The sequence below is a fragment of the Spirosoma fluviale genome, assembly GCF_900230225.1.
Taxonomy (GTDB): Bacteria; Bacteroidota; Bacteroidia; order Cytophagales; family Spirosomataceae; genus Spirosoma; species Spirosoma fluviale.
Window position 1 is genome coordinate 2,472,216 of sequence record NZ_OCNH01000001.1, and the last position, 17,768, is coordinate 2,489,983.

At 48.1% G+C, this 17,768-nt stretch carries 12 protein-coding genes; 1 reads left to right on the forward strand and 11 read right to left on the reverse strand.

Annotated features, from left to right (window positions below):
• Positions 1 to 7: 7 nt before the first annotated feature.
• The 5 genes from CRO74_RS10255 to CRO74_RS10275 all read right to left on the reverse strand — a co-directional run bounded on the left by CRO74_RS10255 (position 8) and on the right by CRO74_RS10275 (position 9,992).
• Positions 8 to 1,957 (reverse strand): heparinase II/III domain-containing protein, encoded by a 1,950-nt coding sequence (locus tag CRO74_RS10255; RefSeq protein ID WP_097125845.1) that lies wholly within the window; start codon positions 1,955 to 1,957, stop codon positions 8 to 10.
• Positions 1,958 to 2,053: 96 nt separating this feature from the next.
• Entirely contained in the window at positions 2,054 to 3,676 is a 1,623-nt protein-coding gene (locus CRO74_RS10260; protein WP_097125846.1) for a RagB/SusD family nutrient uptake outer membrane protein, read from the reverse strand.
• A gap of 36 nt (positions 3,677 to 3,712) precedes the next feature.
• Positions 3,713 to 6,835 carry a SusC/RagA family TonB-linked outer membrane protein gene (locus tag CRO74_RS10265; RefSeq protein WP_097125847.1) on the reverse strand — a complete coding sequence of 1,041 codons (3,123 nt, stop codon included), beginning with the start codon at positions 6,833 to 6,835 and terminating at the stop codon, positions 3,713 to 3,715.
• Positions 6,836 to 7,399: 564 nt separating this feature from the next.
• A complete protein-coding gene (locus CRO74_RS10270) occupies positions 7,400 to 9,286 on the reverse strand; it encodes a heparinase II/III domain-containing protein (RefSeq protein WP_097125848.1) in 1,887 nt (628 codons plus the stop codon).
• A gap of 37 nt (positions 9,287 to 9,323) precedes the next feature.
• Positions 9,324 to 9,992 (reverse strand): SGNH/GDSL hydrolase family protein, encoded by a 669-nt coding sequence (locus CRO74_RS10275; protein ID WP_097125849.1) that lies wholly within the window; start codon positions 9,990 to 9,992, stop codon positions 9,324 to 9,326.
• Between the two features lie 274 nt (positions 9,993 to 10,266).
• On the opposite strand from CRO74_RS10275, the gene CRO74_RS10280 reads away from it, so the two are divergent.
• Positions 10,267 to 11,238, forward strand: coding sequence for a beta-1,6-N-acetylglucosaminyltransferase (locus CRO74_RS10280; RefSeq protein WP_097125850.1), 972 nt, complete (start codon positions 10,267 to 10,269; stop codon positions 11,236 to 11,238).
• Positions 11,239 to 11,293: 55 nt separating this feature from the next.
• On the opposite strand, the gene CRO74_RS10285 is transcribed toward CRO74_RS10280, so the two are convergent.
• From CRO74_RS10285 to CRO74_RS10310, 6 genes are all read right to left on the reverse strand, one after another.
• Positions 11,294 to 12,316, reverse strand: a complete 1,023-nt coding sequence (locus CRO74_RS10285) for a glycosyltransferase family 2 protein (RefSeq protein WP_097125851.1) — start codon at positions 12,314 to 12,316, stop codon at positions 11,294 to 11,296.
• Positions 12,317 to 12,421: 105 nt separating this feature from the next.
• Positions 12,422 to 13,441, reverse strand: coding sequence for a polysaccharide deacetylase family protein (locus CRO74_RS10290; RefSeq protein WP_097125852.1), 1,020 nt, complete (start codon positions 13,439 to 13,441; stop codon positions 12,422 to 12,424).
• Positions 13,438 to 14,142, reverse strand: coding sequence for a methyltransferase domain-containing protein (locus tag CRO74_RS10295; protein WP_245877799.1), 705 nt, complete (start codon positions 14,140 to 14,142; stop codon positions 13,438 to 13,440). The genes CRO74_RS10290 and CRO74_RS10295 overlap by 4 nt, the downstream gene beginning before the upstream one ends.
• A gap of 98 nt (positions 14,143 to 14,240) precedes the next feature.
• Positions 14,241 to 15,197, reverse strand: coding sequence for a glycosyltransferase family 2 protein (locus tag CRO74_RS10300; protein ID WP_097125854.1), 957 nt, complete (start codon positions 15,195 to 15,197; stop codon positions 14,241 to 14,243).
• A gap of 4 nt (positions 15,198 to 15,201) precedes the next feature.
• Positions 15,202 to 16,467 carry a glycosyltransferase family 2 protein gene (locus CRO74_RS10305; RefSeq protein ID WP_097125855.1) on the reverse strand — a complete coding sequence of 422 codons (1,266 nt, stop codon included), beginning with the start codon at positions 16,465 to 16,467 and terminating at the stop codon, positions 15,202 to 15,204.
• Positions 16,464 to 17,759, reverse strand: coding sequence for an ABC transporter ATP-binding protein (locus CRO74_RS10310; RefSeq protein ID WP_097125856.1), 1,296 nt, complete (start codon positions 17,757 to 17,759; stop codon positions 16,464 to 16,466). The genes CRO74_RS10305 and CRO74_RS10310 overlap by 4 nt, the downstream gene beginning before the upstream one ends.
• Positions 17,760 to 17,768 lie beyond the last annotated feature (9 nt).

Genomic DNA, 17,768 nt, shown 5'->3' on the forward strand with positions numbered 1-17,768 from the left:
GCACAAATTACTTGGCCGCGACCTCAAATAGTAGTTTATCGGCTAGTTTAGGCGTGAGTAGCTGGAAGTTGATTCGGTAGATCGTATCGCCCCATTTCGTAACGATGCCCCGGTCTTCGGGTGCTTCCAGCTTCACCTTTTCGACAGTTGGCTGCATTTGTTTGGGATTATACTTCACAACAAACTTTTTGGCGACCCCGCCTTTCGGGGCGTAGTGGATAATCAGTTCGCCGGGCTTACTTATTTCTGCCGGGTAGCAGGTCATCAGGTGCTGCGTCAGGGAACTGGCCTGATTTAAACTAATCACATCCTGCACCTGAACGCCCTTGCCACGAGTTAATTGTATGGTACGCTGCCAGCTTTTGAGGCCCGCTTCTTTCGGATAAGCCTGGGCAATATCAACCCCAAACTGGGTAGTCATATTATCCTCTTTATAGGATATATTGGTTGCGTTAAACGCCATACCCGGTAGCTGATTGACTCCGTTCACAGTTGGCAGGTTATGATAATCGGAGCAGTTATACCAGATTTCGTAGCGTTGGGCACTGAACGTTTTGGCGGTATAGGTACCGCGCCCAACGTCAATCAGTAACGGCTGTCCATTATAATACACCACATAATTACCAATGTCATTATGGTTATGACTTTCGTCGTTGTGCCCACCTTTGGCGGCAACGTAAAATCCATCTGTTGTCCCGGCCTGATCGCGGGCAGCAAACACCTGAAGGTCTGGCAACCACACATTTTTGGGCAATGGTAACCCCTGCTGCGCCTGTTGAAATTCATCCTGCATAAACAGGGCGTAGAAATGTCGGAAATAATGAAACCGCCCGATTTCGCCTGCTTCCGGCTTGCGGTAAAAAGCCCCGAACTTCATCATATCCGGGTCATTAATGGCTTTGCCATATCGGTAGATCATAGTAGCGGCCATAGCGGGCTGAGGATCGGCATCGGCAAAATTCAGGAAATACTTCTCGCTGATTTGGGCACGATAAATGAACCGGCCCATATTCCTGAATTTTTCATCGGCATAAACGTATTGAAACGCATCATTGCTGGCGGTGTTGAGCATAGCAATATTGTCGTAAAGCGAAGCAGCTGCGGCTCCCCAGTAACTTGGACCTTCATCGCATCCGCCATCTTGCGGATAGGGATTGAGAAACTCATCCAGCACAGTCAGCAATTTATGCACAGAGGCCGCTCGTTTGTCGTCATCTTTCTCCAGCAGTAAAACGGCATTTAGCCAGTTCGAGCAAATCCAGGGATTCCAGTTATTGGGCGCTCGTCCGGCGGCAGTTTTGGTCATCCAGCCGTGCGGTTTTGTCATTAGGGGCTGAAAAATACGGTAGTTGGTTTCGGTATAAATCCGCTTCCGGATTTGAGGTGAAACGGCATCCAGCTTATCTCCCAGATAATAATCCACCCAGGCCAGATAGGTAGCGGTCTCGGCCGCGAACAGATCGACGAACGGTTTGGATACATCCATCAAGCCAGCGTATTCTTTCGACTTTGGCAGATGGGCGGATACCCCCCAGAAAGACTCCTCGCAAATCGACCAGACGCCATCGATGATCTGATCGACAAACCGCCCCTTGTTTTCGTAGATTTCGGCAAGCAACAGGGTACCCAGCACTTCGCGTTTTTGGAAACTTACGGCCTGGTACTGGTCACGGTCGCCGGTACGTTCGATAAGCAGTGACTTTGTGGCGGGTACGTAGGGCCATTGGTAGGTCAAATAGGTTTCTGCTGTTTTGACGTACGCTTTCATCATCGCCTGGTCGGCTTTGGCCCATCCTGCCCGATCGTCGCGCCGGGGAAACGGAGCCCATTCTGCCTGCGGAATCAGGACGTTTTGCAACGTTTCTTTCGTAAACTTCCCGCTTAACAGGTTCTGCCCCTGCGCAAAAATCGAGAGACATACCAGACTGGCAATGGCTAAAAAGACGATTTTTTTCATAAGAAAAGTTATTGTTGGTTAATGGTTGTTGAGTCAATGGTTATTAGGCAATCCGCTTGACCAATAACCATTGACTCAATAACCATTAACCAATCCTTACCAGCCGGGATTCTGTTTGAGCGAAGGATTAAGGGCTATTTCGTTGATTGGTAATGGCCACAGGTAATCCTTTTGAGCGTCGAACCTCCGGAAACTCGCATCCTGAACCAGGATATAGTTATCGGCGGTGAGCCGAACCGCAGCTACCGTCCCGAATTCAGTTTTGAAGAAGAAATTTCCCAATACGGGTTTTGGCAATTCAACTTCGGCGGTTTTCCAGCGGATCAAATCCCAGTACCGAAGCCCTTCCTGCGCCAGTTCAACCCGGCGTTCCCGACGAATTTCGTCGCGCATAGTCAGGCCATTGGCAGTTGCGAACGCATTGGTTAGTTTGGCTACTCCACCCCGTTGCCGCAGTCGGTTAACGGTCAGATCGAGGTCGGCGTCGCTAATGGTTCCGTTCAGTTCAAAGAGCGCTTCGGCGTAGGTTACCAGTACTTCGGCATACCGGATGATGGGCCGGTCGATGGTTGATGCCTGGGTATTCCAGTCGTCGATATTCGCTGTTTTACGGAACATGAAGCCCGTTTTATTGAATACCAGGGGCGCAATATCAAAAATGGGCTTTGTGGTCATCATTGGATCACCGCGCTTCATGAAGGTATCGCCCATGCGGGTGTCGCGGTCGCGGAACACATCGACAGAGGCAACCGGCGCTTTGTATAAGGGTGATTTAGTGATGGGTAATCCGTCCTTCATCAGGTATGAATCGGCCAGACTTTTCGTTGGATTCATGTTCCCGTTTTCGAGTGAGCCCCGGTAATACGAATGGGTAACAACACGCTCAGTCAATGATACACCAAACTGCTTTACCAGAATATTTTCGGGATTCTGGCGACCTTCGCCCGGCATTTGGAACAGATCGAAATACTGCCCTGTATACAGGTTATGCTGCTTGCTGTCGATTACCGCTTTGGCGGCATCCGCAGCCGCTTTCAGGTGTTTGGTTGGATCGCCATAGGCGTGATATTTTGCCCTTGTCCCCTCAAATAAGGCAACCCTCGCTTTAAACGCCAAGGCAGTGGTATTGCTGATACGGCCAAAATCGGCCGTCCCCAATGCCGTATGCGTTGGCAGTTTTTGGGCAGCGAAGTCGAGATCCTGATAAATCTGATCGAAGATGGCCTCGCGCGGACTAGCCGGAGCGGTCAGTTCAGCCGACGATTCATCGAGTGTTTTCAGAATCAGGGGCACCTCACCATAGCGTTGAACCAGTGCAAAATAACCCCAGGCTCTAAAGAAACGGGCCTCGGCGGAGTACCGGTCAATAACGGTTTGCGAAGCATTGCCCGATGCCCGGGGCGCTTTCTCAACGATGTTGTTAGCCGCTCGAATCAGGTTGTAGTTGGTGTTATAATTCCCATCCGTTGCGGGGGCCAATCGGGAGCCATCGCTGATGCTGTTAGACGCCAACCCGATGGCATCGTCCGACCAGACATCATCCGTCGACCAGTTCGGCAAAAACGTGTAGAGGTAATTGGCTGCGGCCTTCAAATCACCTTCCGAGCGCCAGAATGTCTGGTCACTGATGGAGGTTTCGGGTAGGCGTTCCACCTCGCAGGCGGGTAAGCCTATGGCCATACCCAATGCAATAATGATGTATCTGAAACTTTTTTTCATGGCTAACTGATGATTCGTTCTACGGAAGTCGGTTCGTTAAAAGGAGACGTTCAGCCCCACCGAAGCGGTGGCAAAGAATGGGTAATCATTCTCGACACCATCACGCATTTCAGGATCGTAATATCCCTGGAATGCCTTCAGCCCGGACACCGTGAACAAGTCCTGCCCGGAGAAGAAGAAACGAGCCTGCGTGATCCGGATTTTCTCCGTTAACGTGTTTGGCAGGGTATACCCGAATTGCAGGTTTTTCATTCGAACATAACTGGCATTCAGCACCCATTTGTCGGACGAAACATAGTTATGCGTTGCGCCAACGTAAGGCCTTGGGTAGAGTGCATTAGGATTTTCGGGTGTCCAGTAGTCGTTGTGAATGGCCAGTGCCTGTTTCCAGGTAACCAACAATGGCGCTATTGACTCCGTATTGGGTCGGTAACTGCGCTTACCCACACCCTGCATAAAGATGGTGAGGTCGAACCCTTTCCACTGAGCCCCTAACGTGAAGCCAAACTGAAGGCGTGGCTGGGTCGTGCCTAACAGCACCAGATCACCATGATCGGCAATGGAGCCTTTGCCCACGTTGATTTTACTGTCGCCGTTTAGATCAGTGTACTTGATATCCCCGGCACCGGTGCGGTTGTCCTGGAAGGCCCAGCCTTTTACCTCATCTGCCGACTGGAAATAGCCCGCTGTCTGATAACCCCAAATGGTGTTGATGGGGTAGCCTTCGATCAGGTTGTTCGTGCCGGCACCTACTACAGTCCGACCAACGTAGCTCACCAGTTTGTTGAAGTTATCCGACAGGTTGGCCGCTATAGAATAGGTAAAATCCTTACCGATCCGGTCGCGGTATTTGATTTCCGTTTCCCAACCCCACGACTTCAGCTCGCCATTATTTTGTCTTGGCGTTCCAATACCGATGGTTCCGGGTAGTTGCAACGGGGTAAGCATATTGCGGTTGAACTTCACGTAGTAATCGGCGGTAAACTGAAGCCGGTTCTGCAACAAGCCCAAATCAAGACCTACATCGCTGGTTTCGATGGTTTCCCACGATAGAGCGGCCGACGGAATAGAGCCCTGGAAGATATAAGACGTCCGGGCATCGCCCAGCACCAGAGCCGATCCACGGCTTAACTGGCTCAGGTAGTCATAGTTACCGATGTTGTCTCCTAAAGCACCGCCCAGACGGCCCCAGGATGCCCGTAGTTTAAATTCCGAGAACAAGGGCAAGGCTTTGGCAAACCAGTTTTCGCGCTGGAGGTTCCAGCCCGCCGAAGCTGATGGGAATATCTTGGTGCGCAGACCGGAAGCCAGTTTCGAACTTTCATCCTGGCGCAGGGTAGCCTCAACCAGGTATTTCCCATCGTAGTTATAATTAAATCGACCGAATACCGACTGAAATGCCCGGGCGCGTACGTATTCACTATTGCTTTTCGTACGGTCGTCGCCCAGATTGAGCGTGGGCAAGTCATTACTCACCAGGTTTGATGAAGCGGTGGCAACCCCTTCCTCGCGGTAGTCTTCCCACTGATAACCACCGAGTATACTGAAATTATGCTTCTCCCCTAACTTATATTCGTAGGTTGCCAGGAACTGGAGGTTCGTATTTCGAACCAGTTCATTCGTTACCTGATACGAATTGGGGTTGTTGGCATAACTCAAAATCCGGGATTTGCCCCAGAGCGGTACCGTACGGAAAAATTGCTGCCGATTTGACGGGCGGTATTGTACACCAGCCACACTACGCAGAGTGAGGCCTTTTACAAAATTGGCCGCCTGAAGGGTCACGACACCGTCGAACTGGCGTCTATTCTGGTTGTTATACCCCCCCGATTCGAGTAAGCCGTAAGCTGTAGCTGCCGAACCAGCCCCGTTGTACCGTCCTTCGGGCGTGAAGAAAGGCGTCCGAGTTCGAAGCCGGTACACCTGATATAACAACCCGCTTCCGTTGGCATCGGCCGAAGACTGTCTGATTCTCTCCAGCGAATACGACAACCGGGTATCCAGCGAGATGTGTTTGGTAAGCTGAGCCCCCAGATTAAGCCGGACGTTATACCGTTTCATATTGTCCGGACCGACTTTAAATACCCCCTGTTTCTCGTAATAGCCGCCCGAGAGCAGGAAATTCACTTTATCACTACCACCCCGCGCCGTAAAGTTGTGGGTCTTCATGGCGGTATACTTGCGCAGCAACTGGTCTGTGAGTGATTGCTGGTTATAATACAGATACGTTCCCGTATCGGCTGGATTGACCACGTAGGGAACATTATTACGGATGCGCTGTAAATCTTCTTCTGTATACTCCGGCGCACTTCCCGAGTTGGCACGGGCCAGATTCGAGAACTGCGCTTCTTCGAGCAAACTCATGCGGCCCGGTACATTGATGGACCAGTCGGTACCATATTGAGCCAGATAATCGAAGGTAACTTTACCCGACTTTCCCTTTTTGGTCGTCACCAGCACGACACCGCCCGCTGCCTGGGCGCCATAAATAGCGGCTGCAGCAGCATCTTTCAGTACGCTGATACTCTCGATATCGTTGGGATTCAGCGTGGTCATGGTGGAAATGGGAACACTTACCCCATCCAGAATAACCAGTGGGTCGACGTTACCATTAGCCGATGTAACACCCCGAATCTGAAGTCGGATGGATTCATTACCGGGCTGTCCGCTCTGACGGGTAATGGTCAGTCCGGGGGTAACGCCCTGTAAGGCATTGGCCAGGTTGGTCGTTGGGCGGTATTGAAGTGATTTGGAATCTACGGTTGATACGGCCCCGGTCAGGTTCACTTTCTTCTGTGTACCGTAACCAACCACCACAACTTCTTCCAGCGCTTTATCATCATTCAGCAACTGTACGTTAACGACCGACCGGTTATTGACTTCAACTTCCTGTCGTGTGTACCCCACAAAACTGATAATCAAGATCGACTTCCCGCTTGAGACACTAATTTTAAACTGCCCGGTTGCATCTGTGGTCGTACCACGCGTTGTGCCTTTAATTACCACACTAACGCCGGGTAAACCTTCGCCTTTTTCGTCAGTGATCTTTCCGGATACGGGCTGGTCGGCGGCAGTAGCCGACACCGATAAACTAACGACCATTTGTAGAACGAAGAGCCAGACAAGTGCCACCCTTCGGAATAAGTAACTGTGTTGCATAGTTATTTGAACATAAAAGATGAAAATTTGACCAAATTGAATCCTTTTGAAAAACGCTATTTAAGTACCGAAACATTAATGCATCTACGTTAGTCCAGTTGCCTGATCATCCGCACAACTTGAAAAAGTATTACTTCCGATTGCTCAGCTTTAATGGTGCGCTACTATTGTTCAAGCTGATGGCTGGCTTATTTACGATACAGTAAAGCCAATTTGAGCCTATTTCTTCATAGAGTTTAACTTACACGAGCTTTACTCATATACAATCACGGTTTTTTTATGCAACCGTTCCCACAAGCGTTTGCGGGAACGGTTGCATAAAATCCTGTTCTTAAAAAGGATTAATAAGCTTAAGGGCTGGCACTACCAGCCTAGTGACTTGCTACTACTTTATTAATGATCACAATGGACCTACAGATATTATATAATCCAATAATTATCCTATTACACAAACCCTGACTTATATACTTGTTGCCTAACCGAACACGTGTTTAGCTGAAACAAAAATTGGGTATAGTCTAAGCGACCATACCCAATTCGAGAACTTATAGTCCCTACGTTTGCCTAGCGCGGCCACTGAGACAGTGGTTCTACAGGCTTTTTTTTCTGTCCGGCCGACGATCCCGGCGTGAGCGTAACCTGAATAACTGATTTAGTATTGGCGGGGAGTTTTACCTCAAATCCAACCAGTGTCGTTCCCGGGTTTGGCGCGTCGAAGTCGTAAACAGGCTCAGTCGGCCAGGTTTTAAAGTCAATCTGAGCAGGTTCCATGACCTGAATCGTGAGCACCTTGCCATCTTTGGTCAGTTCAGCCTGATTCGCACCGGTTACTTTTACCGTGGCCGACGTGAGGAGTGTCCAGCGTACGGTGGCCTCAGCAGGTGATGTTTCAATTTCATCCTGGACTACTACATAGGCTTTGTCAACAACGGCAATACCCCGGTTCGCTTTAGCTATCGATTGTTTATACAGACTGGATAAGTCCACTTGTGCATTCATGAAGTTGGCGGACGATGAATGAGCCGTGAGCGGTGCCTTACCGTCAACCGCCTGAAGTTCATCGTTAATGCTCAAGGTGTTATGGGCAAAGTTATTATAGCGTAGAATCTGCCAGCGTTGCGAGTTCTGCTTCATATTCCATAAGTCAACTCCTTTCGACTCCAGCGATTCATATTCCTGCATACCAAAATCCATAGCCCAGCGAACGCCATCGGCCTCCATCACAAATGACCCCACATCCATGTGAGCGTGGCTCGTGCCAGGACTACCACCTTTCATGCCGACAAAAATTGCCGCCGGATCAGTCCAGGAGGTACGCATGAGCGCAACCGGCGTTTTACCCTCTCCTACCCACATAGCTTCTTTCGGTGCGTTCATCTGGGCAACTTTTACGCCATTACTCCAAAGTAAGGCGGCAGGCAGGAGCCGGTTCCGAAGGTGATTTTGGGGGTTGCTGTTCATCAATCGGCTTCGTTCGACCCAGAGTAGCGAAGGATCGTTCAGCTTTTTGGCAAACCAGAACATAGCGGGCTGTAATTCGCCACTCAGGCCAGAGTCCGAGTAATTATAAGCATTGCCCGAGGGGGCCGTCATATTTTCCAGGTAACCTGCTGTTTTCAAAAATCCGGGTTGCGCTGATAGCCCGAAGTCGTTCCCAAAGAGCTTGTCGAGGGCACTAATGAGCATCACATTAAAACTCGTTCCATAGCCCCAATAGCTGTAGCCTTCGGGGTATGCTCCATCCGGTTTGTAGTCGCCCATGGGTAACACAACGGCTGATACCGCCCGGCTAATTAACGCCTTCGACTGCTCCGGCTGATCTTCGTATACGGCAATGGCCCCGTAGGTAATCCCGGCATTACAGACCTGGTTCCAGTTGTTACTACTCCTGAGCCAGCTATTGTATTTCGAATCCATAGAAGGTTCAATACCTTTCTTCAGGATTGCCTCTTTAATGGTCGACCGGGACTGTTCGGACAAGTCGTTGTACAACCAGTCGTAACCGATTGAAACGGCCATGGTCATTTCGGCTACGTCCAGGAAATGTGTTGGATTCCAGTCGGAGAAGGCCGCGATGGTCAACAACTCCGTTTCAGCCCGTTGCAGGTAGTTGAGCTGATGGGTCATCCGCCAGGCATACGACAGGTAAAAGATCCGGCGCAGTGCCTCCCTCGACTTATCGAGCAACCGTCGTCCGATCTGAATTCGCTTTAGCGGCTCAATACCAACCAGTTGATCACATTCCGCTACAATAGCCTGGTGGAGCTTTTCCCAGGTTTTGTCGGCGCTAATGGTGCGCTTTAACGCGTCTTCCTCACCGCTGAGCAACAGCAACCTCGGGTGGCCGGGCATTGGACCGTTGTTACTTACCTGACTTGGTTGCGCCATGGTCGTTACAGTTACGAACAGCATCAGCGTCACTAACTTCCAGAATGGCTTAAATCGAGTCATGTTGGTAGGAATATAGAAGTAGACCGCCAGAGGGTAATCATTTGGCAGCGCCCATGAGTGCTTTCTGCATTTGCTCGGCCACAAGTTTGTTTCCGGCTTCATTCAGGTGAACGCGGTCGGTCGTTAAAATTCCTTTCTCTTTGTTTTCAGGATTGTTTTTGAGGTTATAGTCCAGAAATGCTTTCCGTAAATCGACCAGAGGCAGGTTCTGTCGTTTGGCCAGATCGCGGATCAACTGGCTATACTGATTCAGGTCACCATCCTGCTGGTTGCTAAAGTCGGTTTTTTCGCCAATGGCGGCTGGCGTGCACAAGATCACGCGGGCGTTGGCCGTTTTCAGTTTTTTCACGACTGCTTCATAGAACTTCACAAACTTATCGGGGTCTGTACCGGTACCGAACGATGATTTGTGCCAAACATCATTAACGCCTACCCAAACCACCACGACATCGGGCTGTTTAGCCAGAACATCGTCGTCCATACGCAGGAAAAGGTCATAGATCTTATTGCCGCCAATGCCCGCACCAATGAGTTCAAACTGATCAGCGGGTACCATTTTCCGGAGTAAGTCGATGTAACCGCCGGGATTTACGCCTGCCTGCGTAATGGAGTCGCCAAAGAAAACAACACGAGTGGGCTTTGCCACATTCATGGCCAGCAGGCCCATGGTAACTAAAAAAAGCAGAGATTTGATGATAGTCTTCATACATACTAAAGTAGCCAGACATTAACCATTACTCATAGATATAAGGCTGGCATAGCTAATTATCGTTTAAATACCATTTAATATATTTAGTTACCCATTTATAAAATTCTACAAACAAATAAGTTAGATTTAAACCATAAAGAATACTAATTCCTTAACTTTGTGCAGATTTATTTGTATGGCTTTTTATCATATTTTAATAATCAGTTAACTATTATTGCACAATACTAAACATATCCATCCATAGCTAAAGCTATTTTGTCAATAAAAGGTAATGTATCATAAATTATATCTCATCCTGGCTCATCACAGGCCTTCTCAATTACAAATTCTAATTAATAAATTGAATGATTCAAATTCAATCTTTATTATTCATGTAGACAAAGGGTCAAATATTGCCGATTTCAAGGCTACAATTTCTCTGGAAAATGTTCATTTTATTGAAGAACGGATTTCCTGTATCTGGGGTAATATTTCAATTGTTCAGGCAACGTTGGTGATGATTGAATTTGCCTTGAAATTAAAAAAAAATGGCCACTTAATTCTCTTATCCGGCGCTTGTATGCCACTCGCGTCAAATGACGACATAACCAAGTATTTGTCTGATAATCAAGACGTAAACTTTATTGACATCTTTGAACTTGAGAATTTCCTGGACCTGGAGGAAATGAAAAGAAGATTTCTTGCTTATACCATTCATTTTAGGCCAAGAATAGCCGTTAGTATAAACCCGGTAACATCATTCAAAACACTTTTATTTGAGCTAAAGCGAGTGCTAAAATTTATCGCATTTAGTCTAATAGAGAAAAGATATGATGAACTGAATTTTTTGAAAGAGTTCCGACATTCCAGAACTTCATTTTTCTCTAAAAACTTTGCCGGAAGCCAGTGGTGGGCTCTTAACCAGTCTACTGCCGAAGCAATGTTGGCACATACCAGAAATAATCCAGCTAATCTAAACCAGTATAAATTTACTCACTCACCTGATGAAATTTTCTTTCATACGTTGCTAATGAACCTACCGCATGTTCTAAAAAATAATCCTATTAAGCATTCTATTACATATACCGAATGGTCAAGCAAAAATTCTCCCTCCCCTATAACGTTTTCCAGAGATAATCTTCCTCAACTGATTCAGAAAAGGTCAGAAAATTATTTCTTTGCCCGGAAGTTTGATATTGACGCAGATGATTTTTTTGTTACTGAATTACCCCTCTCTACCCGCCAAAAGAAACCAAGCCTCTGATAATAAGTATTTTGGGGCGATGACAAAATAAATCCTGCGCCAATATTCCCGTTGCTTAGTGACCTATCGGACGCGAGCTGGCTGGTTTCGATGGAGGTACGACTGTCTGAATAGCCATTTTTGCGTAAAGCTTACAAACGCGCAACAAAATACCAACATCCGTATGTAAGTCCAGAATACCTTTAACGTAGTTTTCAACCTGTTTATAATTATGGGTACGATCCCATAACGCACTTGCCTTGCCCAACTCGTAACCAGCCCAGATACGTGTTGATTTGCGCGAAACTTCCTTTCTCTGTGATGCCGGCAAATGCTCACTTATCACTTTAGAAAGGAACTTCAGATCACGAACCGTTTGCCCAGCCAGTGTTTTAGTATTCGAGATCGAGTCATTATGAACGCGGTATTCGGCCAGCACCTCCGGTGTATAGGCAACCGGATAATATTTGGCAATACGCACCCACATTTCCCAGTCTTCGCCGTATGTAACCCCATAGAAGGAACCCAGTTTTTCATATACCGAACGTTTCACAACTTTGCAGGCGTATTGAAGACGTTGCTGTTGGGCAATCCTAAAGAGCCAGTCCGGAATAATACCATCGTAATCCATCAAAGGGGGATCTTCCGAAAGGGGATTTCCTTTGTCATCGATGTGTGTAAACCGGCTGAAGGCGGCTCCAATCTCAGGATACTCTGAGAAAAATTTACTCATTTTTTGGTAAAAGCCCGGCCGGGTCCGATCATCTCCGTGTAACAGATGCACCAGTTGTCCTTTGGCGCGGTTAATACAGGTTTCGAAGTTGCGCAGACTCCCTACATTTTGTGGTTGCCGGTAATACAAGACACGTCCGTTCCCAATGCTAGTTACCAGAGCTGCCACATCGGCATCGGTGCTGGCATCGTCTACTACTTCGATCTGCATCTGATCAGCACCGGGGTCCTGTGCCAATACGGAGTTAAGGGCTTCGCGCAGGTAATCCGAACAGTTGTAAACGGGTATCATGACCGACCAGAGAGGCCGGTTTACCTCGTCTGCCAATGGAAGTATTACAGGTGGCTGTTGCGGGATGCGATCCATTTCAAAAACTAGTTTAGTCACTTCATTATCCAGACCAGCGTGTCGAATAATGTTCGTTGTATTAAGTAAATAATAACGTAATTCCCTTGGGTTTTTGGATTTTCTTTACTGGTGCGAATACCAGGCGTCGAGCTTCTTTCCAAACGTGGAGCTATCCCAGTCACACACCTGATATCGACTCATTCTCAACGGATTGGATCGATTTGTAATAACTCCCTCCTCGGTTGTAACGGCTGTAGACAGACCTTCTCCTTTGACCAACGAAACACTCGTTTCATTATAATTGCCATACGGATAGGCAAACAACTCAACAGACTTGCCCATCAAATTGTTGAGGTATTGATTACCACCCACAATCTCGCTGGACTGCTCATCGGCAGGCCGTTCACCTAGTGCCGGGTGATTCATTGTGTGCGACCCGATCGTGAATAACGGATTTGACACTAACTGATGCAGGTGATCCGGTGTCATACAGCGTAGTGCAGCAGGGCTATCTTGCGACAATCCTGCCCATTCTCTTAATCGAGCCATCTGTACCTGCTGGTTGTGAGCTGACATTGTTTTTAACCGCATCCAAATCTGCTCGTATATACGGCACCGTTCAGTGGGTGTATTTACACAGGCAGTCCACTTGTTTTGCTTCTCCCGGAGCATTGGGGTCAGTGTTGCTTCGTTGCTTAGATCGGCGGTAATGAGCTCATCGCCAATCAATACCTGCAACAGCTCGGGTAGTTTTGGCGTATCGACAAGTATGGTTTGTAACTCATCCCACCAGAACGGGGCCTGGCTTTCGGTATGCTGGGTAGCAATAAAAAAAGTAGCAGGCACCTTGTATTTTTCCAGCAAGGGTTTGGCATGGACAAAATTATCGATGTAGCCATCATCAAACGTTAACACTATGCTTCGGTCTTCAACCGATCGTCTGGCTACATCCTGACCTAATTTTGTCAGTGAGATCGGTCGCCAATTTTGGCAGATTACGGCTAGTTGCTCCTCAAAATGAGCGGGGCTAACTGCTAACTGCCACGGGTCGCATGGTAAGGTATCGACGCGGTGATACATCAGAATAAGTGCTTTGCTCGCTGATGTCTTATTAATGAGTTTATTGAGCCACGTTCTGATCAAGAGATACTCGGTTTAATGACCTTAGCCGTGATGATTACCGGATAATTGGGGTCCTTAGCCGCCAATTGTTCTTTGCTTACTTCAGATACACCCACCCCATATAGGAAGCTCGTGGCCACAAATACATTTCCGTATTGTTCAATCTCTATGTTTGCAGGTGGAAAAACTTCGCCCAGCATTCGGCGCATGGAGGTGGCCGTAAACGACCAGAACCAGGTACTCTGCCACTCATCACTCGCGATTTGCGAAATACCGGGCGAGGTAAGCAGTAATATTCCACCGGGTTTCAAAATGCGTTCGCAGGTTTTCAGAGCATCTTGCGCCTTATAAATCAAATGAAGTGTCTGCGTCAGTACAATGCAATCGAAACTGTTATCGGGTATATGGGGAGCATTACTAAGATCGCCCACTATGGTCGCTATGGGGTTATTGCTATGGATATGTAGTACGTCACTTTTCGTAACCTGCTGACCACCAAAGCGGAGTGTGTATTCATTGTCACCAATTTCGAGCACCCGCCCTTTTATATTACCCGCCTGTTTCTGTAAAAAACTTTCAATATAATAGCGGTCAACGGGCCCTCCCCGATCATAGCCAAATTCAGTGCTGAATGGGGTTGTCCGATTGAGATCGCCAAACTGTACCTGTCCAACTGGCGGGGTAAATGCTGTGTATAGCCCTAGTTGCTTTAACCAGCGCAAAGCGAACGCCGGGGCACTTTTTTTGATAAACGTTTTGATAAGCTTGCCGTTTTATGGTGGTTAAACAATTAAATTCATTGACCCATGGTAGGATCCGGCTAGGGTGACTGGGTAGAGCGGGTATTCTGAGACTGGTAATAGTCGATCCAGATTTGCTGTCCCCGCAGGTAAGCCTGTTGCTCCGGTTCATCTTTCAGCATAGGCTGTTGCCGCTTCAGCACACGCTGAACAGCCGCAAGCATCGTCGTGTTATTGGACGACATGCTTTTGGGAAGTATCCGGTAAGCCGCCACTATATGGGGGTGATGAAGGACGGGATGGTTACGGGCTATCCGTAAATACATATCATAGTCTTCACAGGCCTTCAGGGACGTATCAAATTTGTACTCATCCAGAATGGTACGCCGGTACATGACGGTTGCATGCATACCAATGTAATTGCTTTCCAGAAACAGGAGGTAGTGATCGCCCCCCACAAACCGGGATTCGGACGATATCAACTGCTTGTTTATCGTTACCTTGTCATGACCGCCCGACACAAAGGCAGCCGTAGGATTATCGCTTAGCAAACCAACACCGATGTCAACGCATTGCGGGTATAGCCAGTCATCTGCATCCAGAAAAATTAAAAAATCCCCCCGGCTTTGCAAGATCCCGGTATTCCGGGCCGCTGATAGACCTTGATTTTCCTGATAGATATACCGCACCTTACTGTACCGACCTGCCACTTCTCGGGTATTATCCGTCGAACCATCATCCACGACGATGATTTCAATGGGGTTTTCCATTCTCGCCATTTGGCTCACCGGGTTCCACGTTTGCTGAAATACACTGTCAATGGCATCTGGCAGAAAATTTCCGTGATTATAGCAAGTGATAACAACCGTGACCAGCGGAGGGCGCTCCTTTATCTTATTATACAAACGTTGTCCTACTCGCTGGAGACGAACTTTATACGCAATTGCAGCTGTGGCCAAAGGAGAGCGTTTTACTAACCTATTGTACAAACCTTGTCCCAATCGCTGAAGATGAACGTTATAGTATTGCTGGTCCATACGGTTATACCTGTGGTTGAGAAGGCCGATTTCGATTTTTGAGGTAAAAAAGTACGCCCGACAAAGCACCTCTTATTTCCATACCAATGGTTTGATGCCGGAAGGCATAGGCAGGAAACCCATCTTTAATATAGTGCAGATAGTAAAGAGGCAGACTTTTGAACACGTGTCGGCGATAGCCCGCTTGTGGATGATACTTCTGCTGAATAAGGGCGGCTGCGGTATGCCCGCGCATGTAACTGAACAGCTGTTTTTTCAGAGCCGGCAGTTGTTGCCGATGCTTGTGAAAGACGACCGCTCTTGGGTTGTAGTGTACAGCGTAGTTGTTTGTCAATACGCGAAACCACATTTCCGAATCGCCGTTACAACCAGCAGCCCCTACATCCAGTCGCTCATCGAAATACCCTATCTTCTCGAATAAGTCCCGTCGAAATGCCATGTTTGCCCCAGCGCCTATTTCCCAGACCGGTGGCCCGCCAAACAGGGTTCGATTGAAATAGGTAGCATCATACTGCTTATCCACGTAGCCCCGGTTGAAACTCCAGTGTTTTTCAAAAATAAGTTGCGCTTCGGTATCAAGTTCGGCTGCAATCACCAGCCCCGTCATGGCGGCAATGTTGGTATCCTGAAAGGTTTTCCAAATATGATAAGCCCAGTGCGCATGCACCTGTACATCGTCATCTACATAAGCCATCACAGGCATTGTCGCCATCCGAATTCCCGAGTTTCGGGCAATGTCAAGCCCCGGACGGGGTTCATGACAATAGATAACATCCGGAAACTGCGCTACAACCTGAGCGGTGCTGTTGTCGGTCGGTGCATTATCGACAACGACGATTTCGGCGGGTTTACAGGGTAGATCCTTCAACGCCTGAAGGGCGATCTTTAAATCAGGAGCCCGATTTCGGGTACAAATGACAACTGAGATGGGCACTTCGTTCGGCAGTGTTTCAACATCGAACGTGCTTAGCGTGGTCGACAGTACTTCCTGTAAATCCGTTGGCGGGGCAGTCGCTGATAAACCTGCCAGGTCGGGCAGGTTTGATGCTGTACAATAGACCTGAAGGGTTGGTTGTATGGCCAGCCAGCATTTTTCGGCTAATTCAGCCGGTGTTACTACCTCCCCCGGTTCGACAAACAAGTGCCCAACAGGTACTTGCCGCCACCAGAATACCAGATACCAACCCGTTTCATTGGTTGGAACAGCGGGTAAATTAATCGATTCAGCAAGCTGAATGTGCTTTATCTGATAAACAAATGATTGCTTCATAAAGAAAGGCTAAGAGGCTGATTCTCGGGTTTATGCACCAGCGTTAACGGAAATTTGGGTCGAACGCTCCCCCACCATTTACCGGTAAAGTTCATTCCTTCGCCCCGGAAATCTTCCACTTCGAACGACAGGCAGTTTTGGTAATCGAAGTAATCTTCCCAGGAGTTCCGGTAGGCAATCAGCGAAATGGAATAGGACCCATCATTCAAAAAGTTGCCGGGAATTTCGCAGGTTGCCTCCACTAATCCCCGCTTGCAATCGGTAAAGGGAGTCATAATATCAAAAACGCATTCGCCCGTTTGATTCATCAACTGAAATCCAGCTAATAAGCGTAGCTGATCCTGACAAACCCAAAACTTAAACTGTAACGTTAATGGTGTGCGCACGTCTACCAACGAATCTTCTGCTTCCTTTTGGGGAATCAATTCAATTGATTTTAGCCGAATCCAGTGATTTCCGGGAGCCTCCTGGGGCGTGTGCCAGTTTTGACTGAGCTGATTGATCTGCGACTGATTACTGTATTGATTTAAAATTGACTGAATAGGCCCGCTGGCTACCATCTGACCTTTTTTCAACCAAAGAATATGCTTACACAACTGACTGACAGCCTGCATATTGTGACTAACAAAGAGAATAGTCCGGCCTTCAGTACGGGTAAACTCCTGCATTTTGTTCAGGCATTTTTTCTGAAATTCAGCATCACCTACCGCCAGCACTTCATCCACAATCAGAATGTCGGAATCCAGATGGGCAGCAACAGCAAACGCCAGTCGAACATACATACCCGATGAATAACGCTTGACGGGCGTATCCACGAATTGACCGATGCCTGAGAACTCAACAATTTCATCAAAGCGTCGTCGAATTTCATGACGCTTCATTCCCAGGACGTAGCCACTCAGGTAGATATTCTCACGCCCCGACAAGTCCTGGTGAAATCCTGTGCCCACTTCCAGCATGCTGCTTAATCGGCCTCTTCCGCGAACGGTGCCATGCGTAGGCCGAATAATTCGCGAAATAATTTTAAGCAGGGTTGACTTTCCGGAGCCATTGCCGCCAACAATACCCCAAACGTCTCCTTCTGCCACGTCGAGGTTTACCTGGCGCAGTGCCCAGATATGAGACGCTTGTGCCTCATTTTCACCCGTCGAATTCAATTCGAATGGGTCGTTCTGTTTACGGATGGAGGTCGACCACCAGCGGTGGAGGTCTCTCTTGAATGAACCCGTGCCAATTGTTCCTAACTGGTACAGTTTCGATATATTATCAACTTGAATTGCGAGCTTGGCCATGAATACGTT